The sequence below is a fragment of the Pseudomonas sp. RT6P73 genome (assembly GCF_054897715.1).
This window is the reverse complement of sequence record NZ_JBUBUV010000002.1, coordinates 6,403,089-6,427,918: the sequence shown is the minus strand read 5'-3', so window position 1 is coordinate 6,427,918 and position 24,830 is coordinate 6,403,089. Positions and strand designations below refer to the sequence as shown.

Genomic DNA, 24,830 nt, shown 5'->3' with positions numbered 1-24,830 from the left:
CTGTAGCAGCTGTCGAGGCACGAGGCTGCGTTGCGCGTCCGCAGGACCGCCCTTGGGGGGTCGCTGCGCAACCCAACGCAGCCTCGTGCCTCGGCAGCTGCTACAGGCGACCTGAACCAACTTCAAAGAGGGTGCATTCAATGTCCCAAGAATTCGATTACATCATCATCGGTGCCGGCTCGGCCGGTAACACCCTGGCGACCCGTCTGACTGAAGACGAAGGCGTCACCGTCCTGCTGCTCGAAGCAGGCGGTCCGGACTACCGTCTGGACTTCCGCACGCAAATGCCGGCCGCCCTGGCGTTCCCGCTGCAAGGTCGTCGCTACAACTGGGCCTACGAAACCGATCCAGAGCCACACATGGACGGTCGCCGGATGGAATGCGGTCGCGGCAAGGGCCTGGGCGGTTCTTCGCTGATCAACGGCATGTGCTACATCCGCGGCAACGCCATGGACTACGACAACTGGGCCAAACTGCCAGGTCTTGAAGACTGGGATTACCTGAACTGCCTGCCGTATTTCCGCAAGGCCGAAACCCGCGACATCGGCGCGAACGACTACCACGGTGGTGACGGTCCGGTCAGCGTGACCACCCCGAAAGCGGGCAACAACCCGCTGTTCCACGCGATGGTTGAAGCAGGCGTGCAAGCCGGTTACCCGCGCACCGAAGACTTGAACGGTTACCAGCAAGAAGGCTTCGGCCCGATGGACCGTACCGTGACGCCGAACGGCCGTCGCGCCAGCACCGCTCGCGGCTACCTGGACACGGCCAAGAAGCGTTCGACCCTGACCATCGTCACTCACGCCCTGACCGACAAGATCCTGTTCGAAGGCAAGCGTGCAGTCGGTGTGCGTTACTTGATTGGCGCGGCCGAAGAGCGTGTTGAAGCCCGCGCCCGCAAAGAAGTGCTGCTGTGCTCCGGCGCCATCGCGTCGCCGCAGATTCTGCAACGCTCCGGTGTCGGCCCGGCCGAACTGCTGAACAAACTCGACATCCCGGTGGTCCATGACCTGCCAGGCGTCGGCGAAAACCTGCAGGATCACCTCGAGTTGTACCTGCAATACGCCTGCACGCAACCGGTCTCGTTGTACCCGTCGCTGCTCTGGTACAACCAGCCAGCCATCGGTGCCGAGTGGCTGTTCAACGGCACCGGCATCGGCGCCAGCAACCAGTTCGAAGCCGGCGGTTTTATCCGTACCCGCGAAGAATTCGATTGGCCGAACATCCAGTACCACTTCCTGCCGGTCGCAATTAACTACAACGGCAGCAACGGCGTGAAAGAGCACGGCTTCCAGGCGCACATGGGTTCCATGCGTTCGCCGAGCCGTGGTCGCATCCAGGCCAAGTCCAAGGATCCGCGCGAGTACCCGAGCATCCTGTTCAACTACATGGCCACCGAGCAGGACTGGCAGGAGTTCCGCGACGGCATCCGCCTGACCCGTGAAATCATGCAACAGCCGGCTCTGGACCAGTACCGTGGCCGCGAAATCAGCCCGGGCATCGACGTGCAAACCGATGAGCAGCTGGACAAGTTCATCCGCGAACACGCCGAAACCGCGTTCCACCCGTCTTGCTCGTGCAAGATGGGCACCGACGAAATGGCCGTGGTCGATGGCGAAGGTCGTGTGCATGGCATGCAGAGTCTGCGTGTGGTCGATGCCTCGATCATGCCGATCATCACCACCGGCAACCTGAACGCGCCAACGATCATGATCGCCGAGAAAATCGCCGACAAGATCCGTGGTCGGCAGCCGTTGCCGCGTAGCACGGCTGATTACTTCGTGGCCGGCGATGCGCCGGTGCGTGGCAAGCCGATGCGGGATGTGAGCCTCACCGCTCAGTAAGTCGTAACACCGAGGCGCGCCCTTCGCGGGCAAGCCTCGCTCCTACAGGAGAACGCAATTCCTTGTAGGAGCGAGGCTTGCCCGCGAAGACACCCGACCAAGCACCACACCTCCCGAAGTAATCCTTTCCTACACCGATCCAAGCTTGATCCTACCCCCCGCCCAGGCCTAATCTAGCGCCACGCAAACGTTTCACCCCCCTTCGCAACACCGCTACACCGCCACTCCATACCAAGGAGGTTCCCGAATGTTCGATTTCCACCCCCAGCTCAAGCAGCGCTTCGCTGCCTTGAGCACGGGCGCTGAATTCTTTTCGCTGCGTTATGTGCGCGAGTCCGGCCAGTACCTGTCGGTGCGCAAGAATGTCGCCGAACCTCCCAGCCTGAGCCGTGACGAAGGCGCGATGCTGACCGTGCGCGTCAACGGCGTCGAAGCCTACGCCGCGACCAACGACCTGTCGCAACAAGGCCTGCAAGCGGCCCTTGAGCGCGCCGAGCAACAAGCTCGCCGACTCAAGCCCCACGCATTGCTCGATCTGAGCGAGCAAGCCGTCTCCAGCGACCGCGCCGATTACTTCTCGCCGAACTTCGACCAGCCCTTCCCGTCCCTGAGCGATTGCTATCAACTGCTCGGCGCCGAATCCGCGTCCGTGCCCAAGGACGAGCGCCTGGTGAACTGGCAGGTGAGCATCGGCATCACTAACGTCGAGCAGATCTACCTCAACAGTGCCGGCGCGGAACTGCGCCAGGCCCAGCGTTTTGTCTACCCAAGTCTGGAAGTCACCGCCTATGACGGCAGCGACAGCCAGACCCGCACCCTCGGCCGCGAGAACTTCGGCCAGCAGGGTGGCTTTGATGTGATCAGTCGCTGCGGCCTGGTGGGTGCCGGCCCGAAAATCGCCGATCAAGCGCTGCAATTGCTGTTGGCACCCAACACCCCACAAGGTCCGCGCGACCTGCTGCTGATGCCCGACCAGATGATGCTGCAGATCCACGAATCCATCGGTCACCCGCTGGAACTGGACCGCATCCTCGGTGATGAACGCAATTACGCCGGCACCAGTTTCGTCAAGGCAGAAGACTTCGGCAGCCTGCAATACGGCTCGAAACTGCTGAACGTGACCTTCGATCCCGATATTCCCGAGCAGCTCGCCAGCTACGGCCATGACGACGACGGCAGCGCCGCAAGCAAGCAATTTCTGATTAAAGAAGGCCTGCTGCTGCGTCCATTGGGCGGCGCGCTGTCGCAATTCCGAGCCGGCATGGACGGCGTCGCCAACAGCCGCGCCTGTGGCTGGAATCGTCCGCCGATCGACCGCATGGCCAACTTGAACATCGAGCCGGGCGATCAGCCGCTGGAACAACTGATCGGCGACATCGAAAACGGCATCCTGATGAGCACCAACCGCTCGTGGTCCATCGACGATGCCCGCAACAAATTCCAGTTCGGTTGCGAATGGGCGCAGTTGATCGAAAACGGCGAGCTCAAAGGTGTGGTGAAAAACCCGAACTACCGGGCGATTTCCGCGCATTTCTGGAAGAGCCTCAGCGCCGTCGGCGACGCCAGCACCTCCAAGGTCCTGGGCACGCCGAACTGCGGCAAGGGCGAACCGAATCAGGTGATCCGCGTCGGCCACGCCTCGCCGGCCTGCGTGTTCAGCAACGTGGATGTATTTGGGGGAGACGCCTGATGAGTACTTCAAACAATCAGGCCGAGTCGTTCAAGGCTTTGGTCAACTGGCTGCGCGATGCGATTCGCGAGCCGGAACAGTTCACCCTCAGCTACGCCGCTGAGTCCTCGGCTTTCGTGCGTTTCAACCACGCCAAGGTGCGACAGGCCGGTCAGGTGCAGCAAGCGAGCGTCGGTTTCAAACTGATCAACGACGGTCGGCATGCCGACCTGAACATTACCCTTTCCGGTGATGCGCAAGTCGACGTTCAGCGGCTGGCCGAAGGTCTGCAACAGCTGCGCGAAACCTTGCCGCTGCTACCGCAGGATCCGTACCTGCTGCTCAACCACAATGGCTGGCAGAGCAAGAACGTGCAGGATCATCCGCTGCCGGACACCGAGCAGGTGGTGGCCGAAATCACCCAGGCGGCCGAAGGGCTGGATCTGGTGGGTTTCTATGCCGCCGGGCCGATCAGCCGTGGTTTCGCCAGTTCCTCGGGCGCGTTCGGCTGGCATCAGGCTAACAGCTTCAATTTCGATTTCAGCCTGTTCCACGACAATGGCCAAGCGGTGAAGGCCAGCTACGCCGGGCACGACTGGAACAGCGAAGGATTTGCCAAACGCTTTGCGCAGGCGCGTGAACAGTTAGCATTCCTGGGCAGACCGCAACGCACCCTGGCGCCGGGTCAGTACCGCGCCTACCTCGCGCCGGCAGCCCTGGGAGAAATCATGGACATGCTCGGCTGGGGCGGTTTCTCGGCGCAGTCGATTGCCAGCAAAAACAGTCCGCTGCAGAAGCTGTATGCGGGCGACAGTTCGTTCAGCTCGCTGGTGTCGGTCGATGAAAAAGTCAGCGGCTCGTTGAGCCCGGCGTTTTCCGGCGAAGGTTATCCGCGCAGCGATCTTGGCTTGATCGTCGAAGGCAAGGCGGGCGCGCAGATGGTCAGCTCACGCAGTGCCGCCGAGTACGGCCTGACCGCCAACGGCGCCAGCGGCGGTGAAATGCCGAGTGCAGTGAACATGGCAGCCGGTACGTTGCCTGACGCAGAGATTCTCAAGCAACTGGGCACCGGTTTGTACATCAGCAACTTGTGGTACCTGAACTACTCGGACCAACCGGCGGCGCGCCTGACCGGCATGACCCGGTTCGCGACCTTCTGGGTCGAGAACGGCGAGATTCAGGCGCCGGTGAGTACCATGCGGTTTGATGACAGTGCCTACAGCTTGCTGGGTTCGCAGCTGGAAGCGTTGACCGAGGAGCGCGAGCTGATGTTGTCGGCCAGCACGTACAGCCAGCGGGCCACAGCGTCGGCGTTGTTGCCGGGGGCGCTGGTCAGCCGACTCACTTTAACGCTGTAAACACCCTGTAGCAGCTGCCGAGGCACGAGGCTGCGTTGCGTGTCCGCAGGACCGCCCTCGGGGGCTACTTCGTAGCCCAACGCAGCCTCGTGCCTCGGCAGCTGCTACAGGGTTTCATCGTTCTGCAGTTCGTGTCACTTCACACTGCCAAGAGGTCCCATGCCCAACCGCCTGCCTCTCGACGCTGTCACCGCCCGCTGGGTGCCGTGGGTCGTCGCCATCGCTTTCTTCATGCAATCCCTCGACGGGACCATCCTCAACACCGCCCTGCCCGCCATGGCCCGTGACCTCGCCGAAGATCCGCTGCGCATGCAGGGCGTGATCATCGCCTACATGCTCACCGTCGCCTTGCTGATCCCCGCCTCCGGCTGGATCGCCGACCGTTTCGGCACCAAGAAAATCTTCTTCGGCGCGATCCTGCTGTTCAGCCTCGGCTCGTTGCTCTGCGCCTTGTCGAGCACCCTGAGCATGTTGATCGGTGCTCGGGTGATCCAAGGCCTGGGCGGCGCGCTGATGTTGCCGGTCGGGCGATTGGTGGTGCTGCGCGCCTACCCGCGCTCGGAACTGGTGCGGATCATGGGGTTCATCACCATTCCCGGCCTGCTCGGCCCGTTGATCGGCCCGACCATGGGCGGCTGGATGGTCGAATACCTGACCTGGCACTGGATCTTCCTGATCAACCTGCCGGTGGGCGCTATCGGTTGTTACGCGGTGTGGAAGTTCATCCCCGACCTGCGTGGCAGCGAACGCACGCGTTTCGACAGCCTCGGCTTTTTGCTGTTTGGCGCGGCGATGGTGCTGATCACCATCGCCATGGAAGGCCTCGGCGAATTGCACCTGCCGCACTTGCGCGTGATGTTGCTGCTGTTCGGTGGCATGGCGTGTCTGGCGGCGTATTGGTTGCGGGCCGGGCACATCGATAATCCGCTGTTCGCGCCTTCGCTGTTCAAGACCCGAACGTTTGCCGTGGGCATCCTAGGCAACCTGTTCGCCCGTTTGGGCAGCGGCGCCTTGCCGTTCCTCGTGCCGTTGCTGCTGCAAGTGGCGCTGGGTTACTCGCCGTCCCAGGCCGGGATGAGCATGTTGCCGCTGGCGGCTGCGGCGATGGTCGCCAAGTCGGTGGCGCGGCCGCTAATCGAGCGCCTGGGCTATCGCATCGTGCTTACCGGTAACACCTTGGCGCTGGGACTCATGCTGGCGAGCATGGGCCTGGTCAGCGAACAGACGCCGTACTGGCTGCTGCTGGGTATGCTGGCGATTCTCGGCGCGATCAACTCCTTGCAGTTCACCGCAATGAACACCGTGACCCTGATCGACCTTGACGACGCCAGCGCCAGCAGCGGCAACAGCCTGCTGTCGGTGGTCGCGCAATTGTCCCTGAGCCTCGGCGTTGCCTGCGCCGGCGCCTTGCTCGGCGGCTTTACCGCAGAGATCGGCAACGACGGTGTGGACACGGTTCTAGGCGCGTTCCAGCTGACGTTTGTGACGGTCGGAATCATGGCGATGCTGGCCGCAACGATCTTCTCGCAGCTTTCACCGAAGGATGGCCGACGGACGGTCAGCCGCGAGCACGATATAGAGCACTGACTTGTAGCAGCTGCCGAGGTACGAGGCTGCGTTGCGTGTCCGCAGGACCGCCCGGGGTCCTCGGGGGCCGCTTCGCAGCCCGACGCAGCCTCGTGCCTCGGCAGCTGCTACAGGGTTACTCGTCCAGAAGTTGCAGGTGGGGAGCGCGGGACTGATACACTGCGCGACATTTTGTTTTGCAGGCCAGTCCCGTGACCACCATCGCCACCGCTTTTAATACTTTGCCGCTGTCCGCCGCCATGCTGGCTAACCTCGACTCCCTCGGTTATGCCCAGATGACGCCGATCCAGGCGCAAAGCTTGCCGGTGATCCTCAAGGGGATGGACCTGATCGCCCAGGCCAAGACCGGCAGCGGCAAGACCGCCGCCTTCGGTATCGGCCTGTTGAACCCGATCAATCCGCGCTTCTTCGGTTGCCAGGCGCTGGTCATTTGCCCGACTCGCGAGTTGGCTGACCAGGTCGCCAAGGAACTCCGTCGCCTGGCTCGCGCCGAAGACAACATCAAGATCCTGACCCTGTGCGGCGGCGTGTCCTTCGGCCCACAGATCGGCTCGCTGGAACACGGCGCGCACATCATCGTCGGCACCCCGGGCCGCCTGCAGCAACATTTGCGCAAAGGTTCGCTGGTGCTCCATGGCCTGAACACGCTGATCCTCGACGAAGCCGACCGCATGCTCGACATGGGTTTCTACGATTCCATCGAAGAAATCATCGCCCAGTGCCCGGAGCGTCGCCAGACCCTGCTGTTCTCCGCCACGTACCCGACGGGCATCAAGCAGTTGGCCGCGAAGTTCATGCGCAACCCTCAGATTGTGAAGGCCGAGGCGTTCCATGACGACACGCAGATCGAGCAGCGTTTCTACGAAATTTCCCCGGAAGAACGCATGAGCGCCGTGACCAAGGTCCTCGGCCACTTCCGCCCGGCGTCCACCGTCGCCTTCTGCTTCACCAAGCAGCAGGTCCAGGAAACCGTTGATCACCTGACCTCCAAAGGCATCTCCGCCGTCGGCCTGCACGGCGATCTGGAACAGCGTGACCGCGACCAGGTGTTGGCGATGTTCTCCAACCGCAGTACTTCGGTACTGGTCGCCACCGACGTCGCCGCTCGCGGTCTCGATATCGATGCGCTAGACATGGTGATCAACGTCGAACTGGCCCGTGACTCGGAAATCCACATCCACCGTGTTGGCCGAACTGGCCGCGCCGGCGAGAAAGGCATCGCGATCAGCCTCGTCGCCCCGTCCGAAGCGCACCGCGCCCAGGCCATCGAGAAGCTGCAGCAGTCGCCGTTGAGCTGGGATCAAATCGACAACCTCACCTCCCAGGGCGGCGCACCGCTGCTGCCGGTGATGAGCACGCTGGTCATCGGCGCAGGCCGTAAAGACAAGGTGCGTCCGGGTGACATTCTCGGCGCACTGACAGGCGATGCCGGTATTCCGGGCGCTCAGGTCGGCAAGATTGCGATCTTCGACTTCCAGGCGTATGTGGCTGTTGAACGCGGAATCGCCAAGCAAGCCTTGCAGCGCCTGAACGACGGCAAGATCAAGGGCCGTTCGCTGCGCGTTCGTATCCTGTAAGAACACCACCACCCCCTGTGGGAGCTGGCCTGCCAGCGATGGCATCGACTCGGTCTGACTGGTAAACCGAGTCGATGCCATCGCCGGCAGGCCAGCTCCCACATTTGATTGCATTCCAGATCAGCTCTTGTGTGAGGACACCGTTTTGCGCTCTACCGAAGTCGTGATCATTGGCGCTGGCGCCGCAGGGTTGATGTGTGCGCTGACCGCCGCCGGGCGTGGGCGCAAGGTGATGTTGCTCGACCATGCGAACAAGGCTGGCAAGAAAATCCTGATGTCGGGCGGTGGCCGCTGCAATTTCACCAACATGTACACCGAACCGGGCAATTTTCTCTCGCAGAACGAGCACTTTTGCAAATCCGCACTGGCGCGCTACACCCAGTGGGATTTCATCGGCATGGTCGCCAAACACGGCGTGCCGTACCACGAGAAGAAACTCGGCCAGTTGTTCTGCGATAACAAGTCCAGCGACATCCTGGAGATGCTGCTCAATGAGTGCGATCAGGTCGGCGTGAGCTTGCACCTGGACACGTCGATCCAGACCATCGAGAAGCTCGAAAGCGGTTATCTGCTGGACACTACGCTGGGCCAGGTCACCTGCGAATCGCTGGTGATCGCCACGGGCGGTCTGTCTATCCCGACCTTGGGCGCCACCGGTTTCGGTTATCAAGTGGCCAAGCAGTTCGGCCACGACTTGCTGCCGACCCGCGCCGGCCTGGTGCCGTTCACCATCACCGATCAGCTCAAGGAGCTTTGCACCGAGCTGTCCGGTACGTCGGTGGATTGCTTGGTCAGCTGCAACGACCAGAGTTTCCGCGAGAACATCCTGTTCACCCATCGCGGCCTCAGCGGGCCGGCGATTTTGCAGATTTCCTCGTTCTGGGAATCCGGCGACACGGTTGAGATCAACCTGATGCCGGACCACGATGTGCCGACCTGGCTGCAACAGCAGCAAGCCGAACGCCCGAACAGCGAGTTGAAAACCCTGCTGGGGGAAATCTTCACAAAGAAGATGGCCAACCTGTTGGCGGACAACTGGTTCGTCTCCAAACCGATGAAGCAATACACCCACGCGGAAATCGCCGACATCGCCGAAAAACTGGCGAGCTGGAAAGTGGTTCCTGCCGGCACCGAAGGTTATCGCACGGCCGAAGTAACTTTGGGCGGTGTGGATACCAACGAGGTGTCGTCCAAAACCATGGAATCCCTGAAAAGCCCTGGCTTGTATTTCATCGGCGAAGTGCTCGACGTGACCGGACACTTGGGCGGCTTCAACTTCCAATGGGCCTGGGCCTCCGGCTACGCCGCCGCGCAATTCGTCTGATATACCTCGTCATCGTTCTTCGCGGGCAAGCCTCGCTCCTACAGGTTTTGCACCATTTGAAAACTGGCACATCACCTGTAGGAGCGAGCGGTGCGGCGATCCGACTTGCCCGCGAAGGCGTCCGAACAGACAACACTGAACAATCAAGGAACAGATTTTGCTGTCAGATGTGATCGGCGCCATTGCGTCGGCGTCATTACTGGCTCAATTTAGCGGCATTGCCTCGGAAGGCCTTCGCACTTCATGTCATCGACCTCATTTCGTCAGTCTCTGCGCCGTCTCTGGGCGCTGGATAAATTCAGCTACAGCGTGCGGGTGTTCATCGCCCTGACCGGCAGCATGGCCGTCTGTTGGTATCAGGATGAAATGGGGCTGTTGATCCCGTTGTTCCTGGGCATCATTGCCAGCGCCCTGGCCGAGACCGACGACAGTTGGCAGGGCCGCCTCAACGCGCTGGCCGTGACGCTGGTGTGTTTTCTGGTCGCCGCGCTATCGGTCGAGCTGCTGTTCCCTTATCCCGTCTTTTTCATCATCGCCTTCGCCCTCGCCGCCTTCTGCCTGACCATGCTCGGCGCATTGGGTGAACGCTATGGCGCGATTGCCTCGGCGACGCTGATTCTGTCGGTCTACACCATGATCGGCGTGGACCAGCGTGGCGGCGCGGTCACCGACTTCTGGCACGAACCGGTGCTGCTGGTGGCCGGCGCAGCCTGGTACGGCTTGCTGTCGGTGCTGTGGCAGGCGATGTTTTCTAACCAGCCGGTGCAGCAGAGCCTGGCGCGGTTGTTTCGTGAATTGGGTTATTACCTGAAACTCAAAGCGTCGCTGTTCGAACCGATCCGGCAGATGGACGTGGAAGCGCGCCGGCTGGAATTGGCCCAACAAAACGGTCGAGTGGTGGCGGCGCTCAACGCGGCCAAGGAAATCATCCTGCACCGGGTCGGCAACGGTCGGCCGGGCTCGAAAGTCAGTCGTTACCTCAAGCTGTACTTCCTCGCTCAAGACATCCACGAGCGCGCCAGCTCTTCGCACTACCCTTACAACGCGCTGGCCGAGGCGTTCTTCCACAGCGACGTGCTGTTCCGCTGTCAGCGCCTGCTGCGTCAACAAGGCAAGGCTTGCCGGGCGCTGGCCGAGTCGATCCAGATGCGTCAGCCGTTCATCTATGACGCCAGCTTCGCCGAAGCGTTGAGCGACCTGCACGCCTCCATCGAACACCTGCGCACCCAAAGCAACCCGGCCTGGCGTGGCTTGCTGCGTTCCTTGCGCGCACTGGCGGCCAACCTCGGCACCCTCGACCGCTTGCTCAGCGATGCCAGCAACCCCGACGCTCTGGCCGACGCCACCGACAGCAGCCTGCTCGACCGCTCCCCGCGCAGCCTCAAGGATGTTTGGATTCGCCTGCGCACGCAGCTGACGCCGACGTCGCTGCTGTTCCGTCATGCACTGCGTCTGCCCCTGGCGCTGAGCATCGGCTACGGCATGGTGCATTTGATTCACCCGTCGCAGGGTTACTGGATCATCCTCACCACGCTGTTTGTCTGCCAGCCGAACTACGGCGCCACTCGGCGAAAACTCGGGCAGCGGATCATCGGAACCGCGATTGGCCTGACGGTGGCCTGGGCGCTGTTCGACCTGTTCCCCAATCCGCTGGTCCAGTCGTGCTTCGCGATCGCTGCCGGGGTGGTGTTCTTTATCAACCGCACCACCCGTTACACACTGGCTACCGCCGCGATCACCCTGATGGTGCTGTTTTGCTTCAATCAAGTCGGGGATGGTTATGGGCTGTTCCTCCCGCGGCTGTTCGATACCTTGCTCGGCAGCCTGATCGCCGGCCTCGCGGTGTTCCTGTTCCTGCCGGACTGGCAGGGCCGACGCCTGAACAAAGTGCTGGCGAACACCCTGACCTGCAACAGCATTTACCTGCGCCAGATCATGCAGCAATACGCCGCCGGCAAAAGCGATGACCTGGCTTATCGCCTGGCCCGACGCAACGCGCACAACGCTGACGCGGCACTGTCGACGACGCTGGCCAACATGCTCATGGAGCCGGGGCATTTCCGTAAGGAAGCGGACGTCGGGTTTCGCTTCCTGGTGCTGTCGCACACCTTGCTCAGCTACCTCTCGGGATTGGGTGCGCACCGTGAAACCCAACTACCGCCAGATGTTCGCGAGTACTTGATCGACGGCGCGGGCGTGAGCCTGGCGGCCAGCATTGATGAAATAGCCCAAGGCCTGGCGAGCAAACAGCCGATTGCGATTCAGAGCGATGCGGAAGAGGCGCTGGCCAATGAACTGGAGCAGATGCCGGATGAAATCGATGAAGGGCAGCGGTTGGTGCAAACGCAGTTGGCGTTGATCTGCCGGCAGTTGGGGGCGTTGCGGACGTTGGCGGCGCATCTCATCAAGGACACCCGCGAGGCCTGAGATCTGTGGTGGCTGGGCGGGCCTCTTCGCGGGCAAGCCTCGCTCCTACAGGACTTACGCGATCTCTGTAGGAGCGAGGCTTGCCCGCGAAGGGGCCATCAGCCTCACCACAAAAACCAATCCTCACATCCCATGCTGCTTCATCAACCGCTCATAACTCCCATCAGCCTTCATCTCGGCAATCTCGCGATCGAAACTGGCGACGATTTGCTTGTGTTGCGGATTCTTCAGGCTAACCAAGATATGCAGGCTGTTCTCGCTCAACGCCTTGGGCAGGAACTCCACGGCATTGCGCACCTTGGAGGATTCGCGCGCCAGGTAATAACGGGCGACGTATTCGTCTTCCAGCGTCAACTTCACCCGGTCCGCCGCGACCATGCGCACGGCCATGGCGAAGTTATGCACAGGGACTTTCTGCAGCGACACGTCTTCGTCAAATTCCGATGAATAGGCATAACCGCGCACCACCGCAATCGGATAGGTGTGCAGTTGCTGCAGATTGTTGAACTCGATCGGCGCGTCCTTGCGCTTGAGAAAGCGCACGCGGTTGAGCAGATATTCGCCGGAGAACTGGCCCAGCTTGGTGCGTTCATCGGTGTACCAGGCGTTGACCAGCACGTCGTAACGGCCTTCGCCGACACCGAGCAACGCTCGCGCCCAAGGCACCTGTTCGAAATCACTGGCATAACCGGCCCGGGCCAGCGCGGTGCTGACAATGTCGGTGGCCAAACCACCGTTGACCAGCGTGGCGTCGGTAAAGGGTGGCCAGGCGTCGGCGACCAGACGCAGCCTTTCCGCTGCCGCGCTCTGGGCCAGCAACAGCAATCCAATCAAAGCAAACGCTCGATGCAATCGCGGCATGCTAGAAAATCCTTAGCGGGCGGGCTGCCCGGCGTATTTTTCTGCCATAACTCCAAGACTCATGTACCGGCACTCAGGTACTCAACATTAGCTCATTGGAGCCACTGCACAGCGCTTCATCGCAGATTACACAAAGAAGACAGCGCCGCGCGAAATGAATGATGGCATTTTGGCCTTTGTCACAGATTTCTCCGCCATACAGACATATTTCGTCGGGGCGCTTAGTATCGGAACGACGTTGCTCAAGGAAAGTGAAGATGACAATCGATTGGGTCTGCAAACACCACAGCGATCTGGGGAAAGAGCAGCTGTACGCCATTCTGCAGTTGCGTGCGGAGGTGTTCGTCGTCGAACAGAAATGCGCTTACCAGGATGTCGATGGCCAGGATCTGGAAGGTGACACCTGCCATTTGATGGCGTGGGACGAGGATCGGCTGGTGGCTTATCTGCGCTTGCTCGACCCTGAGCTACAGGGCGGCGACGTAGTGATTGGACGAGTGATTATTGCACCCGGCGCGCGTGGCGCCGGGCTTGGGCATGAGTTGATGGCGCAGGCGTTGAAGCAGGCAGGGAAACGCTGGCCTGAGGTGCCGATCTATCTCTCGGCGCAATCCCATTTACAGGGGTATTACGGGCGTTACGGGTTTGTTGTGACGGGTGAGGAATACCTTGAGGATGACATTCCGCATATCGGGATGCGTCGTCCTTGAGGCCCTCTTCGCGGGCAAGCCTCGCTCCTACAGGTACGGTGAAATCCCTGTAGGAGCGAGGCTTGCCCGCGAAGACGTCAGCCGCAACAGCGAAAATCTTACGGATATTCCAGCACCGCTTTTATCTGCCGTAAATTCCGCTCGATCCACCCCCGATCAATCGCCCCCCACTCGCGAATCCGATAGCGCCCCGCATGGTTGCGCGCGCCCTCTTCCTGCTCGAACTCGCAAATAATGTCCAGATCCGCTAACGCCGCAATCGTGTCCTGAGCCGTGCGCCGGGGCATGCCGGTCACTTCGGTCAGGGCCGGGACGCTAATCGCCAACCCGCTGTCGATCAGGTACGCCACGTATAAGCGGCGATAGAAACTGGTCTTGGTCTTGCTCACATCCACCTGTGCGCTCCTTGTTCTTTTTATTGCATATCCCGCCACGTCAGGTACACCCGCAGATCAAACTCCACCTGGTGATACCCCGGCAACATGTGTTCGCAAAACTTGTAGAACGCCTTGTTGTGATCCGACTCTTTAAAGTGTGCCAGTTCATGCACCACGATCATTTTCAGAAACTCGGAGGGCGCCTCCTTGAACAACGAGGCCACGCGGATTTCCTTCTTGGACTTGAGCTTGCCGCCCTGAACCCGCGAGATCGTCGTGTGCAGGCCTAGGGCGCGATGGGTCAGGTCCAGGCGGTTGTCGAATAAAACCTTGTCGATGGCCGGAGCGTTGCGCAGGTATTCCTGCTTGAGGTCCAGCGCAAAGGTGTACAGCGCCTTGTCGCTCTGCACGGCGTGCTTTTCCGGGTAGCGCTTGCTCAGGTAGTCGCCCAGCCTACCGTCGGCGATCAACTGGCGAACCTGGTCCTGCAACGCAGCGGGATAGGCCTGGAGGTATTTCAACGCGGTCATTGGAGGCGGCAACACGAATCACGAAAAAGGTCGCCAGTGTAGCGAATTCAGCGGGTCAGCGCGCTCCAGTCAAACGGCGCCACAAAGTCGCCGGCGTCCTCGGCCATCAGCGGCCGCCCCACCAGAAAACCTTGCACGTACTGGCAACCATTGGCTTGCAGCCATTCATATTGCGCAACGGTTTCCACCCCTTCGGCAATCACCAGCATCCCGTATTGCTTGCACAGGTCGATCACATTGCGCACGAGCGCCGCATCCCGTTCGGACTCTGGCAATCGGGCGATCAGATGCCGATCGAGCTTGAGCGTGTCCAGTTCCAGGTCACGCAGATGCGCCAGCGAGCACGGTCCGGAGCCGAAGTCATCCAGCGCCACCCGCACCCCGAGATTGCGCAGCAAGCGCAGCGTCTTGCGGGTTTCTTCAGGGTTTTGCATCAACGCTTCTTCCGTCACTTCGACTTCCAGATAACGCGGTTGCAAGCTGTGACGTTCCAGCACCTGGCGCAATTCGGTGACCAGGTTGGGCATGCCGAACTGAGTGCTGCTCAAACTGACGCCCAGCACCAGATCCTCGGCAAACAAGGTTTCCCAGGCTTTACGCTGGCCGGCGCCGCGATGGTAAATCCAGCTACCCAGACGACTGATCAGCCGCGCCTCTTCCAGCAACGGCAAAAACAGCCCCGGCGGTACGTCACCGACGCTTGGGTGCTGCCAGCGCAGCAGCGCTTCAAAACCACGAATCTGCCCGCTGCTGATAGCCACCTGCGGCTGATACACGAGGTTGAAGTCACGGTTTTCAATGGCCGTGCGCACGCTCTCTTCGAGCATCAGCCGCGAGCGCGCCCGCCCATTCATGTCGTGATCGTAGAAACGGTACTGCTGCCGGCCGGCACGTTTGGCTTCGTACATCGCAATGTCCGACGCACGCAGCAAACCATCGAGATTCGAACCACAATCCGGATAAGTGGCGATGCCAATGCTGGCGCCCAACGCGATGTCCAGACCATCAATCTGCTGACAGATCGACACCCGCTCAATGAGCTTCTCGGCAATCTTCGCCGCCTGCTCAGGGAATTCCAGATCCAGCAGCGCCGTGAATTCGTCGCCGCCCATGCGCGCCAGAATGTCGAAGGGCCGCAGACAGGCTTTCAATTGCTCCGACACCCAGCGCAGCACCCGGTCGCCGGCATCGTGACCGAGGGAATCGTTGACGCGTTTGAAGCCGTCGAGGTCCAGGTACAGCAACACCCAGGCGCCATCGGAGCGTTCGCCGCGCAGCAGCAGATTTTCAACCGTCTGGTAAAAGCCGCGGCGGTTGAGCAGCCCGGTCAGCGGATCGGTCACCGCCTGGAATTCCAGTTGCTGATGCAGATGGCGCACCACCGACATGTCCAGCACCGTCACCACCATCGCATGTTGTTCACTGGGCAACGGCGCGCAGGACAGCGCCACCGGCACTTGTTGGCCGGGCGCCGTTCGCAGCAGCGCGTCGTGCAGGCGCAGGGTTTCGCCGCGTTTGTAACCGGTATAAAAATCGGAGTCCGCCCAAACCGGGATATGCGGCTTTTGCAGAAAATCCAGAAACTCCCTGCCTTGAAGGTCTTTCACCGTGGCATTGAGCAGCCGCGACATCGCCGGGTTAGCAAAACGGATCAGACCGTCCTCACCCACCACCAGGATACCTTCGGCGGCGTTGTCCAGCACCGAGGCATTGAACGCGCGAGCGACCTCCAGATCGTGGCTCAGGCGCTGCAACGCACGGCGATTGCGTTGATGCTCGAGCAAGGCTTGAACTTTGGGCTTGAGAATTTGCGGGTCGAACGGCTTGAACAGGTAATCCACGGCACCACTGGCGTAGCCCTTGATCACGGCGTCCTGGGACTGTTCGTTGGCGGTGAGGAAAATAATCGGTGTAAGGCGGGTTCGCTGACTGCCGCGCATCAGGCGGGCCACTTCAAAACCGTCCATGCCCGGCATCTGCACGTCCAGCAGCACCAGGTCGACATCGTGTTCGAGTAACAGACTGAGGGCTTCAAAACCGGAAGCCGCGGTAATGACCTGCCAATCCTGGCGCTGGAGCAACGCGCGCATGCTGATCAGGTTTTCAGGGTAATCATCGACGATTAAAAGGATCGAGCTGCCTTCAGCTGGCGTGGGTTGCGCGCATTCCATGCTGCTTCTCTTATTCGGGGCGTCAGGCCGGTTTCTCGTGAAAACCGGACAAATACTGAGACTTCACTCTAGACCGGGATCCGCAAAAGCAGAAGCTATCAGTGAGCCATCATTTAACCATCACGTACATTTGCCGACTAACGGTCGCTTCTACAGCCCCCTGAAACCGGGAAAGATGGCCTTTTAACAGGATTTTGACGCCATCCGTTTGTCATTTACGCATTAACAAATTGAACTTCTGCGCTTATAAGGATTGCCCCCAAGGCGCGTGCCAGAGCTTCTGGCACGCGCGTGCAGTAAAAAATTCGTGGAAGCTTTTGTCTATGATCGATCTCGCAACCTGGAACCTGAGCGTTCCTGTCGGCAATCCGCCGTACACCGTTGACACCCCAAAACTGGTGAACGGCTTCAAGGATCAATACTTCCACTCCGACACCGGCACCCTGTTTTTCTGGGCACCGGTCACCGGCTCCAAAACTCAAAACGCAAAATACCCCCGCACCGAACTGCGCGAAACTTACAGCAACGGCACCCTGAAAAACTGGCTCTACCCGGACGCCGACAATTCCCTGCGCGCGACCCTCGCGGTCAACCAGGTTCCGAGTTCAGGCAAAATCGTCATCGGTCAGATCCACGCCTATGAAAGCCAGAAACCCATGGTGAAACTCGAGTATCAGTACAAGACCAGTACGCAGTCGGGCAACATCGTCGCCAAGGTACGCATGCATCCGGATGACGGCGAAGGTCGGGTCATCACCATCGCCACCGGGGTGAAACTCGACCGAGAGTTTTCCTACCTCATCCACCTGAGCCCGGGCGGCGCGCTGGGCATCAGCGCGGCGGGATATCAGTGGGACACCGACATCAGCGCGACCTGGCGCGACAAGCCGCTGTACTTCAAGGCCGGGGTGTATGTGCAAGACCACACCGGGTACACCAGCGAAGGCGGAAAAGTGACGTTCAGCAAGCTGGATATTGATCACGATAAGTAAGCCCCACCCCGATCGTTCCCACGCTCCCGCGTGGTAACGCATCCCGGGACGCTCCGCGCCCCAACCCTCTCTAGAACACCAAATCCCCTGTAGCAGCTGCCGAGCAACGCGAGGCTGCGTCCGAGGACGAAGTCCTCGCAAGCCCGATGAACCCGGTCTACCTGAATAAATGCGTTGTCTGATTTACGACTGCTCCGCAGCCGAACGCCGCCTCGCGCTGCTCGACAGCTGCTACGAACTACCAGGCCCACATAATTTGTAGGACGCCTCCCATTGTGGCGAGGGGGTTTACCCCCGTTGGGATGCGAAGCATCCCCAAAGCCTGCCACCTCATTCCTACAGACACACCCAAGCGCCCAATTCACGACGGCTACGCCCGCCGAACGGGAGCAAGCTCCCTAGCCACAATGACCGCGCTACGATCCTACACCCCGGTTGCAGCCATCAAAGTCGCCGCTTATAGTTCGCCCCGTCGCTGACAGCAGTCAGCGATAGGGTTTCGCAGCCCTTACGGCACAAATAGTAACCAAGCATCCATAATAACGAGGGTCGCATCAGCGACCGTAGTCCGTTTTATGGTGGCTGTGTGTGGGAGACCTTCGGGTCTGCCGGGTTCCTTGTGCCTCGGTCTGCGAACCCGCACACAGCTACCACCCAATTCGTTTCGCAGCGAACGGTAGTAGCTCTTCTTTTTATGCACAGGAAGATTTACTTATGAATATGGAAAAACCGCCCCGCCGCTTCACCCCCATGTCCCAATTCGCCACCGACTACCCCGTCCTGCTCATCGACAGCGACGCCCCGCTACGCGAACTACACAACTGCGTCAGCGAACGCCTCAATGCAGTCCTCAAATATTTGAATCTGATGGCCTGCACGAGCCTGCCGGATTACGCCGAGAACGACATCAACACCGTCACCAACATCGCCCGGATCATGGTGCAAGACATCGCCGATGTTTTTGGGGTGATTGAGCAACGTGGGTTTGATACACACAAATAACAAACAATTTAAGTAATAAAAAGCCCGCTTTCATGCGGGTTTTTCATTCGTAAAATTCCTCTTTATTATTAACACAAGTCACATCACTTATAGCAAAACGATATTAAAAACTGTCAGATATCACAGGTGACGGCATTCGCCGATCACACTAACCTAGTCCACGGAGTATAAAACAAACAGCATATAAAGGCTCACTGCCTTATAAACTTATCTTCCAGAGAAAAGGACTCCCACAATGAAGATTTCAGTAGTTTATCTAATGCCTTTGGCAATGATGACTTTTTCTACGGTTGCCCAGGCTGAAACAATCTTAAAAGACCCAATAGAACGCTGTAAATCCAATATTGCTTCTTCCAAAACTACCGGCAACGAAATTGTTGTTCCAAAGAGTGAATTTGAGAAATTTGATGCATGCATATTTGACAAAGCAAAAAGGGGACAGATTTATTTAATCGATTGCTGCTGCTATGCTTCGCCCATCACTACAAGGACGTAGGAGGCTATATGCCCAGAATGGGACGAGTTGTTTTACCCAATTATCCGCATCATGTCGTGCAACGAGGCCACAACAAACAGGTGGTGTTCGCCGAGCCTGGCGACTACCAGCGCTATCTCGAAGATCTGCGTGAGCTCAAAACGCTATACGACGTCAAAGTCTATGCCTTCTGCTTGATGACTAATCATGTCCATCTACTACTCGCACCAGGAAACTCCGTTGCGAGTCTCGGACAATTGATGAAAGGCTTGGCAGGCCGCATGACGCGCTATCGCAACAAGCTGGAAGGACGCTCCGGTACCTTGTGGGAGAGCCGATACAAATCCAGCGTGGTTCAAACCGACACCTACTTGCTGGCTTGTAGTCGATACATCGAGCTAAATCCGGTGCGAGCGCAAATGGTTCAGCATGCACAGGATTACCCTTGGTCGAGCTTGCACCTTCGCCTCAACGAAACAGCTGAAAATCATTGGCTGGATGAAGATCTTTGTTTCACCGAACTCGGTAAAACTCACAACGAACGCCTTGCTCGCTATACCTCATTCATGGAACAGACGATCACATCTACAGAGTTACAGCTGATCAGAGGTGCCCTTCAACGTGGACAATTGACGGGTAACCCTCGGTTCACCGATGAGATTGAAAAAATCACTGGATTGCGAATATCACATCGAGCGCGAGGCAGGCCTGCGAAACAACTTCAATAGAAGCACTAGGGGACGATTAAATAAATCTGTCCCCTTTTTTGCCACCTTTTTTGCCCTTTTTTGCCTAGACCAAGACCAGCCCTTCTTTATTTTTTGCTTTCAGCAAAGGTGGTTAGCTGCTAAGTAAGTGCCATTCGAGACGGATTTATTTGTGTATGTCCCATATCTCATCGAGCGCGAGCGAGGCCTGCGAAACAACTCGAATAGAAGCACTAGGGAACGATTAAATAAATGCTCCCCCTTTTAGTTTCTTTAGCTCCAAAAAAACCTGCTTCTATATAGCGAAAAGATATAAAAAACTGTCATTTATTACAGGTGTCCACGCCCTCTCACAGGACTAGCCTTATCTACGAAACACAGAAAAGAAGGAACGGGTCACGAAATAAATCCGTCCCCTTTTCTAGTACTTTTCTAGAAAACCTAGGGAAACGGACAATTAACCCCGTCCACTTTTCTATTTACTTTGTCGCTTCCCATCTTCTTACATACAGGAGCATAAAAATGGGTCAAGTAACCCCGAATGGAATCTATGAGAGTAAGACCGGCGAAGTTCGCCTGACAATTGAACGTTCAAATTCAGACAACGGAGAGCATTTTGGAAACCTTGAACAAAACGGACGGAAATACGATGTCAGAGGGAACTATTTCTATATGAAAACTCCAGAGGACAAAAGCTCCGTTACATTTGAAGTAAGGGCCACCTCTGACATTGATGACAAGCGACCTGACTATATTAAATTTGATTTATTCTCAACTAGCCGAGAGTATAACGTTTTGAAAGGCGAATACCGGATGATCGGTGGTGATCGAACGCCAATTAAAATCGAGCTCTATAAGAAAAAATAATATGGCCACATCAACTAATAGGAATAAAATATAACACCTACAAAAAACCCGCCTCTCGGCGGGTTTTTTATGCAACTCAAACGCAGAAGGCTTAGTTAACCTTGGCGTTCAACTCACCTTTCAGGTAACGCTGATACATCGCTTCCAATGAGATCGGCTTGATCTTCGAAGCATTACCGGCAGTACCGAAAGCCTCATAACGAGCGATACACACATCACGCATCGCAGTCACAGTCGCGCCGAAGAACTTACGCGGATCAAACTCACTCGGATTGGTAGCCATCAGGCGACGCATTGCGCCGGTGGAGGCCAAACGCAGGTCAGTATCAATGTTGACCTTACGCACGCCATACTTGATGCCTTCCACAATCTCTTCAACCGGCACGCCGTAGGTTTCTTTGATGTCGCCGCCGTACTGGTTGATGATCGCCAGCCACTCTTGCGGAACCGAAGACGAACCGTGCATTACCAAGTGAGTGTTCGGAATGCGTTTGTGGATTTCCTTGATGCGGTCGATGGCCAGCACGTCGCCGGTAGGTGGCTTGGTGAACTTGTAAGCGCCGTGGCTGGTGCCGATGGCGATGGCCAGGGCGTCGACTTGGGTGCGTTTGACGAAGTCAGCGGCTTCTTCCGGGTCGGTCAGCATTTGGCTGTGGTCCAGAACGCCTTCGGCGCCGATGCCGTCTTCTTCACCGGCCATGCCGGTTTCCAGCGAACCCAGGCAGCCCAGCTCGCCTTCTACCGATACGCCGCAGGCGTGAGCCAGGGCGACGGTTTGTTGGGTGACGCGGACGTTGTAGTCGTAGTCGGTCGGGGTCTTGCCGTCTTCGCCCAGGGAACCGTCCATCATTACCGAGCTGAAGCCCAGCTGGATGGAGCGCTGGCAGACGTCAGGGCTGGTACCGTGGTCCTGGTGCATGCACACCGGGATGTGCGGGAATTCTTCGATGGCGGCCAGGATCAGGTGACGCAGGAACGGTGCGCCGGCGTATTTGCGAGCACCGGCCGAAGCCTGGACGATCACCGGGGAGTCAGTCTTGTCAGCGGCTTCCATGATGGCGCGCATCTGCTCAAGGTTGTTGACGTTGAAGGCTGGAACGCCGTAGCCGAACTCGGCTGCGTGGTCCAGCATCTGGCGCATGCTGATAAGTGCCATTGTGTGTGTCTCTCCCGGTTTGGGTCGTTAATCGTGCCAGCCTGCCGTAGCGGCGGCGGCTATTCAAGTTATTGCAGATCGGGGGTTGGCCCGGGCTGCGAATTCGGGTGTTGCCTGAATCTCTGTAGGAGCGAAGCTTGCTCGCGAAAGCGGTTTAACAGGCAACACATGTGTTGAATGTGATGACGTCTTCGCGAGCAAGCTTCGCTCCTACAGGTTTCGCAAAAGCCTTTCAATTACTGCGCTTTACAACCGCGGCCAATCAAATCATTGGTGGCGACCCAGTAAACCAGGCCTTCCTCACCTTTTACGTGAAACGCCAGCATGTCATTGCTGTACAGCGAACCTTCGGCGCCGGGCTCAAGCTTCAAGCGGTAGACCTGATCGGCCCCGCCGAGGCGCACGTCGACTTCCTTGCGGCTGTCATCGGTGTAGCGCCAGAGCACTTTGGCCTGGCTGTCGCAGGTCCAGGTGGTCCAGTTGTCCGTCGATTCGGCAGGCGTGAACAGGTTGAAATTCGAGCAACCGGCCAGCAATGCCAACGCCATAACGGCGATAAAACCTTTCATCCATGTTCCTCGACTGACGGCGCACGCCGCCAGCCCTGAGTAATGTGTCAGACCCGTCAAGGGCAACCATGTTCCTTGGCCGGGGTCTGTGACTCGTATTTCTCCAGGCCATCAGGTCCGGAACGCTTGTTGATCACCGGGTTGGTTTCCGCTTGCCAGTCGGCCTGGTAACAGCCTTTTTCCACCGACTGCGGCGCAGGTTCTGGCTTGGCTTTCGGGTTACTCCCGCAAGCCACCAGCATACCCGCAGCGATCAACAGCGCTAACGGCTTGACCATGAGAACACTCCTTTGCGTGGCCAAATGGACGACCTCAGGCCTTGGCCCGGCTTTCCAGGACTTCAACGGCTGGCAAAACCTTGCCTTCCACGAACTCGAGGAACGCGCCGCCACCGGTAGAAATGTAGGAGATCTGATCGGCAACGCCATATTTATCGATGGCCGCCAGGGTGTCACCGCCGCCGGCGATGGAGAACGCCGAGCTGTCCGCGATGGCCTGGGCCAGGACTTTGGTGCCGTTACCGAACTGGTCGAATTCGAACACGCCAACCGGGCCGTTCCACAGGATGGTCTTGGACGACTTCAGCAGCTCGGCAAAATTCGCCGCGGTCTGTGGGCCGATGTCCAGGATCATATCGTCAGCGGCTACGTCAGCGATCAGCTTGACGGTAGCGGTCGCGCTTTCAGCGAATTCCTTGGCAACCACGACGTCGACCGGCAGTGGCACGCTGACTTTGGCCGCGATTTCGCGAGCGGTGTCCAGCAGGTCCGGTTCGTACAGGGACTTGCCGACCGGGTGACCGGCAGCGGCCAGGAAGGTGTTGGCAATGCCGCCGCCGACGATCAGCTGGTTGCAGATCTGGCTCAGGCTGTTCAGCACGTCGAGTTTGGTCGACACCTTGGAGCCGGCAACGATGGCAGCCATCGGCTGGGCCGGGGCGCCGAGGGCTTTGCCCAATGCGTCGAGTTCAGCAGCCAGCAGCGGACCAGCGGCAGCGACTTTGGCAAACTTGGCCACGCCGTGGGTCGAACCCTCGGCACGGTGAGCGGTGCCGAAGGCGTCCATCACGAACACGTCGCACAGGGCGGCGTATTGTTGGGCCAGTTCGTCAGCGTTCTTTTTCTCGCCTTTGTTGAAGCGCACGTTCTCGAACAGAACGATGTCGCCGGCTTTCACATCGATACCGCCCAGGTAATCGGCGACCAGCGGCACTTCGCGGCCCAGGGCCTTGCTCAGGTAGTCAGCGACGGGCTTGAGGCTGTTCTCGGCCGAGAACTCGCCTTCGGTCGGACGGCCAAGGTGCGAGCAGACCATCACGGCCGCGCCTTTTTCCAGGGCCAGCTTGATGGTCGGCAGCGAAGCCAGGATTCGCGCATCGCTGGTGACAACACCGTCCTTGACTGGGACGTTGAGGTCTTCGCGGATCAGTACGCGCTTACCTTGCAGATCGAGGTCGGTCATCTTCAACACGGTCATGGGTCGCATTTCCTACTGTTTTGGAGAGGCAGCTGCTTGCAGATAGTGTTCTGCAACGTCCAGCATTCGGTTGGCAAAGCCCCATTCGTTGTCGAACCAGGCCAGGATGTTCACCAGCCGTGGGCCGGAAACTCGGGTCTGACTGGCATCGACGATGGCCGAATGTGGGTCATGGTTGAAATCACAGCTTGCATGGGGTAGCTCGGTGTAGGCCAAAAGGCCTTTGAGCGGGCCGCTGGTGGCGGCCTCGCGCAGAATCCGGTTGACCTCGGTGGCGTCGGTGTCGCTGACGGTCTGCATCGTAATGTCGAGGCAAGACACGTTAACCGTTGGCACCCGCACGGCTTTGGCCTGAATTCGCCCGGCAAGTTCCGGTAGCAGGCGTTCGATGCCGCGCGCCAGACCAGTGGACACCGGAATCACCGACTGGAACGCCGAACGTGTACGGCGCAGGTCTTCGTGATGATAGGCGTCGATGACCGGCTGATCGTTCATTGCCGAGTGGATGGTGGTGATCGACACGTATTCCAGACCAATGGCCTGGTCCAGCAGGCGCAACAGCGGCACACCGCAGTTGGTGGTGCAGGACGCGTTGGACACCAGCAGCTCGTCGCCGGTCAGGCAATCCTGGTTCACGCCGTAGACGATGGTGGCGTCGACATCCGCCTCGCTGGCCATCGGCTGGGAAAACAGCACCCGTGGCGCGCCGGCGTCGAGGAACCGCTGGCCATCGGCACGCGTGTGGTAAGCGCCGGAGCACTCCAGCACCAGATCGACGCCCAGGGACGCCCAATCGATGCCTTCGGGGGTGGCACTGCGCAGGACCTTCACGCAGTCGCCATTAATATGCAGACAATCGCCATCGACCTTCACTTCACCGGGAAAACGCCCGTGCGTGGAGTCGAAGCGTGTCAGGTATTCGATGCTGGCCATGTCAGCCAGATCGTTGATCGCGACAATTTCAAACCCGGCCTTTTCGCCTCGCTCAAACAACGCACGCAAGACGCAACGACCAATCCGGCCGTAGCCGTTGAGTGCAACTTTGTAAGGACGCGGTTGAGGCATGGGATTCTCGATTACCGTGGTGAATCCGTCAAGTTCTGCGTTGAATGTTCAATTGCCTTCGCGGGCAAGCCTCGCTCCTACAGGTC

22 protein-coding genes are annotated in these 24,830 nt (G+C 58.9%); 13 read left to right on the top strand and 9 right to left on the bottom strand.

Annotated features, from left to right (window positions below):
• Positions 1-140: 140 nt before the first annotated feature.
• The 7 genes from betA (at position 141) to yccS (ending at position 11,786) form a co-directional block, all read left to right on the top strand.
• Entirely contained in the window at positions 141-1,844 is a 1,704-nt protein-coding gene (gene betA / locus ACYZT6_RS29560; protein ID WP_462029699.1) for a choline dehydrogenase, read from the top strand.
• A gap of 247 nt (positions 1,845-2,091) precedes the next feature.
• Positions 2,092-3,534, top strand: coding sequence for a TldD/PmbA family protein (locus tag ACYZT6_RS29555; RefSeq protein ID WP_462029698.1), 1,443 nt, complete (start codon positions 2,092-2,094; stop codon positions 3,532-3,534).
• Entirely contained in the window at positions 3,534-4,871 is a 1,338-nt protein-coding gene (locus ACYZT6_RS29550; RefSeq protein WP_462029697.1) for a TldD/PmbA family protein, read from the top strand. Before ACYZT6_RS29555 ends, ACYZT6_RS29550 begins: the two co-directional genes overlap by 1 nt.
• 159 nt (positions 4,872-5,030) lie before the next feature.
• The gene (mdtD, locus tag ACYZT6_RS29545; RefSeq protein WP_462029696.1) at positions 5,031-6,458 is read left to right on the top strand and encodes a multidrug transporter subunit MdtD; all 1,428 of its coding nucleotides are present in this window, start codon (positions 5,031-5,033) and stop codon (positions 6,456-6,458) included.
• 191 nt (positions 6,459-6,649) lie between these two features.
• On the top strand, positions 6,650-8,035 hold the full coding sequence (gene dbpA, locus ACYZT6_RS29540; RefSeq protein ID WP_462029695.1) for an ATP-dependent RNA helicase DbpA: 1,386 nt from the start codon (positions 6,650-6,652) through the stop codon (positions 8,033-8,035).
• 145 nt (positions 8,036-8,180) lie between these two features.
• A complete protein-coding gene (locus ACYZT6_RS29535; RefSeq protein ID WP_462029694.1) occupies positions 8,181-9,359 on the top strand; it encodes a BaiN/RdsA family NAD(P)/FAD-dependent oxidoreductase in 1,179 nt (392 codons plus the stop codon).
• A gap of 243 nt (positions 9,360-9,602) precedes the next feature.
• Positions 9,603-11,786 carry a YccS family putative transporter gene (yccS, locus tag ACYZT6_RS29530; protein WP_462029693.1) on the top strand — a complete coding sequence of 728 codons (2,184 nt, stop codon included), beginning with the start codon at positions 9,603-9,605 and terminating at the stop codon, positions 11,784-11,786.
• 123 nt (positions 11,787-11,909) lie between these two features.
• Here yccS and ACYZT6_RS29525 read toward each other — a convergent pair whose 3' ends face one another.
• Positions 11,910-12,647 carry a substrate-binding periplasmic protein gene (locus ACYZT6_RS29525; RefSeq protein WP_462029692.1) on the bottom strand — a complete coding sequence of 246 codons (738 nt, stop codon included), beginning with the start codon at positions 12,645-12,647 and terminating at the stop codon, positions 11,910-11,912.
• 257 nt (positions 12,648-12,904) lie between these two features.
• Between ACYZT6_RS29525 and ACYZT6_RS29520 the strand changes: the two genes are divergently transcribed.
• Positions 12,905-13,357 carry a GNAT family N-acetyltransferase gene (locus tag ACYZT6_RS29520; RefSeq protein WP_462029691.1) on the top strand — a complete coding sequence of 151 codons (453 nt, stop codon included), beginning with the start codon at positions 12,905-12,907 and terminating at the stop codon, positions 13,355-13,357.
• 98 nt (positions 13,358-13,455) lie between these two features.
• On the opposite strand, the gene ACYZT6_RS29515 is transcribed toward ACYZT6_RS29520, so the two are convergent.
• From ACYZT6_RS29515 to ACYZT6_RS29505, 3 genes are read right to left on the bottom strand one after another with little or no spacing between them, the layout of a single operon-like run.
• Positions 13,456-13,752, bottom strand: a complete 297-nt coding sequence (locus ACYZT6_RS29515) for a winged helix-turn-helix domain-containing protein (RefSeq protein ID WP_462029690.1) — start codon at positions 13,750-13,752, stop codon at positions 13,456-13,458.
• Between the two features lie 20 nt (positions 13,753-13,772).
• Entirely contained in the window at positions 13,773-14,264 is a 492-nt protein-coding gene (locus ACYZT6_RS29510) for a M48 metallopeptidase family protein (RefSeq protein WP_462029689.1), read from the bottom strand.
• 47 nt (positions 14,265-14,311) lie between these two features.
• Positions 14,312-16,435, bottom strand: coding sequence for a putative bifunctional diguanylate cyclase/phosphodiesterase (locus ACYZT6_RS29505; RefSeq protein WP_462029688.1), 2,124 nt, complete (start codon positions 16,433-16,435; stop codon positions 14,312-14,314).
• 323 nt (positions 16,436-16,758) lie between these two features.
• Between ACYZT6_RS29505 and ACYZT6_RS29500 the strand changes: the two genes are divergently transcribed.
• The 5 genes from ACYZT6_RS29500 to ACYZT6_RS29480 all read left to right on the top strand — a co-directional run bounded on the left by ACYZT6_RS29500 (position 16,759) and on the right by ACYZT6_RS29480 (position 20,478).
• The gene (locus ACYZT6_RS29500; RefSeq protein WP_462029687.1) at positions 16,759-17,427 is read left to right on the top strand and encodes a polysaccharide lyase family 7 protein; all 669 of its coding nucleotides are present in this window, start codon (positions 16,759-16,761) and stop codon (positions 17,425-17,427) included.
• A gap of 714 nt (positions 17,428-18,141) precedes the next feature.
• Positions 18,142-18,429 carry a fructose-bisphosphate aldolase gene (locus tag ACYZT6_RS29495; RefSeq protein WP_462029686.1) on the top strand — a complete coding sequence of 96 codons (288 nt, stop codon included), beginning with the start codon at positions 18,142-18,144 and terminating at the stop codon, positions 18,427-18,429.
• Positions 18,430-18,664: 235 nt separating this feature from the next.
• Positions 18,665-18,925: a hypothetical protein gene (locus tag ACYZT6_RS29490; RefSeq protein ID WP_462029685.1), complete on the top strand. Its 261-nt coding sequence runs from the start codon at positions 18,665-18,667 to the stop codon at positions 18,923-18,925.
• A gap of 8 nt (positions 18,926-18,933) precedes the next feature.
• Positions 18,934-19,632 carry a transposase gene (locus ACYZT6_RS29485; protein WP_462029684.1) on the top strand — a complete coding sequence of 233 codons (699 nt, stop codon included), beginning with the start codon at positions 18,934-18,936 and terminating at the stop codon, positions 19,630-19,632.
• Between the two features lie 501 nt (positions 19,633-20,133).
• Positions 20,134-20,478 carry a hypothetical protein gene (locus tag ACYZT6_RS29480; protein ID WP_462029683.1) on the top strand — a complete coding sequence of 115 codons (345 nt, stop codon included), beginning with the start codon at positions 20,134-20,136 and terminating at the stop codon, positions 20,476-20,478.
• 91 nt (positions 20,479-20,569) lie between these two features.
• On the opposite strand, the gene fba is transcribed toward ACYZT6_RS29480, so the two are convergent.
• From fba to epd, 5 genes are all read right to left on the bottom strand, one after another.
• Positions 20,570-21,634: a class II fructose-bisphosphate aldolase gene (fba, locus tag ACYZT6_RS29475; protein ID WP_131060610.1), complete on the bottom strand. Its 1,065-nt coding sequence runs from the start codon at positions 21,632-21,634 to the stop codon at positions 20,570-20,572.
• A gap of 236 nt (positions 21,635-21,870) precedes the next feature.
• Positions 21,871-22,203: an MliC family protein gene (locus tag ACYZT6_RS29470; RefSeq protein ID WP_462029682.1), complete on the bottom strand. Its 333-nt coding sequence runs from the start codon at positions 22,201-22,203 to the stop codon at positions 21,871-21,873.
• A 56-nt stretch (positions 22,204-22,259) separates the two neighbouring features.
• Complete coding sequence (locus tag ACYZT6_RS29465) at positions 22,260-22,481, bottom strand: hypothetical protein (protein ID WP_462029681.1); 222 nt, start codon at positions 22,479-22,481, stop codon at positions 22,260-22,262.
• Positions 22,482-22,515: 34 nt separating this feature from the next.
• The gene (locus tag ACYZT6_RS29460) at positions 22,516-23,679 is read right to left on the bottom strand and encodes a phosphoglycerate kinase (protein WP_462029680.1); all 1,164 of its coding nucleotides are present in this window, start codon (positions 23,677-23,679) and stop codon (positions 22,516-22,518) included.
• A 12-nt stretch (positions 23,680-23,691) separates the two neighbouring features.
• On the bottom strand, positions 23,692-24,744 hold the full coding sequence (gene epd / locus ACYZT6_RS29455; RefSeq protein ID WP_462029679.1) for an erythrose-4-phosphate dehydrogenase: 1,053 nt from the start codon (positions 24,742-24,744) through the stop codon (positions 23,692-23,694).
• Between the last annotated feature and the right edge of the window lie 86 nt (positions 24,745-24,830).

Bases quoted from the DNA above. Each gene is read 5' to 3' on its own strand.
- ACYZT6_RS29525 (WP_462029692.1), bottom strand. From the start codon at position 12,647: ATGCCGCGATTGCATCGAGCGTTTGCTTTGATTGGATTGCTGTTGCTG.
- ACYZT6_RS29490 (WP_462029685.1), top strand. From the start codon at position 18,665: ATGAAGATTTCAGTAGTTTATCTAATGCCTTTGGCAATGATGACTTTT.
- ACYZT6_RS29470 (WP_462029682.1), bottom strand. From the start codon at position 22,203: ATGAAAGGTTTTATCGCCGTTATGGCGTTGGCATTGCTGGCCGGTTGC.
- ACYZT6_RS29460 (WP_462029680.1), bottom strand. From the start codon at position 23,679: ATGACCGTGTTGAAGATGACCGACCTCGATCTGCAAGGTAAGCGCGTA.
- fba (WP_131060610.1), bottom strand. From the start codon at position 21,634: ATGGCACTTATCAGCATGCGCCAGATGCTGGACCACGCAGCCGAGTTC.
- mdtD (WP_462029696.1), top strand. From the start codon at position 5,031: ATGCCCAACCGCCTGCCTCTCGACGCTGTCACCGCCCGCTGGGTGCCG.
- betA (WP_462029699.1), top strand. From the start codon at position 141: ATGTCCCAAGAATTCGATTACATCATCATCGGTGCCGGCTCGGCCGGT.
- ACYZT6_RS29550 (WP_462029697.1), top strand. From the start codon at position 3,534: ATGAGTACTTCAAACAATCAGGCCGAGTCGTTCAAGGCTTTGGTCAAC.
- ACYZT6_RS29505 (WP_462029688.1), bottom strand. From the start codon at position 16,435: ATGGAATGCGCGCAACCCACGCCAGCTGAAGGCAGCTCGATCCTTTTA.
- ACYZT6_RS29495 (WP_462029686.1), top strand. From the start codon at position 18,142: ATGAATATGGAAAAACCGCCCCGCCGCTTCACCCCCATGTCCCAATTC.
- yccS (WP_462029693.1), top strand. From the start codon at position 9,603: ATGTCATCGACCTCATTTCGTCAGTCTCTGCGCCGTCTCTGGGCGCTG.
- ACYZT6_RS29500 (WP_462029687.1), top strand. From the start codon at position 16,759: ATGATCGATCTCGCAACCTGGAACCTGAGCGTTCCTGTCGGCAATCCG.
- ACYZT6_RS29510 (WP_462029689.1), bottom strand. From the start codon at position 14,264: ATGACCGCGTTGAAATACCTCCAGGCCTATCCCGCTGCGTTGCAGGAC.
- ACYZT6_RS29555 (WP_462029698.1), top strand. From the start codon at position 2,092: ATGTTCGATTTCCACCCCCAGCTCAAGCAGCGCTTCGCTGCCTTGAGC.
- ACYZT6_RS29485 (WP_462029684.1), top strand. From the start codon at position 18,934: ATGCCCAGAATGGGACGAGTTGTTTTACCCAATTATCCGCATCATGTC.
- ACYZT6_RS29520 (WP_462029691.1), top strand. From the start codon at position 12,905: ATGACAATCGATTGGGTCTGCAAACACCACAGCGATCTGGGGAAAGAG.
- ACYZT6_RS29465 (WP_462029681.1), bottom strand. From the start codon at position 22,481: ATGGTCAAGCCGTTAGCGCTGTTGATCGCTGCGGGTATGCTGGTGGCT.
- epd (WP_462029679.1), bottom strand. From the start codon at position 24,744: ATGCCTCAACCGCGTCCTTACAAAGTTGCACTCAACGGCTACGGCCGG.
- ACYZT6_RS29480 (WP_462029683.1), top strand. From the start codon at position 20,134: ATGGGTCAAGTAACCCCGAATGGAATCTATGAGAGTAAGACCGGCGAA.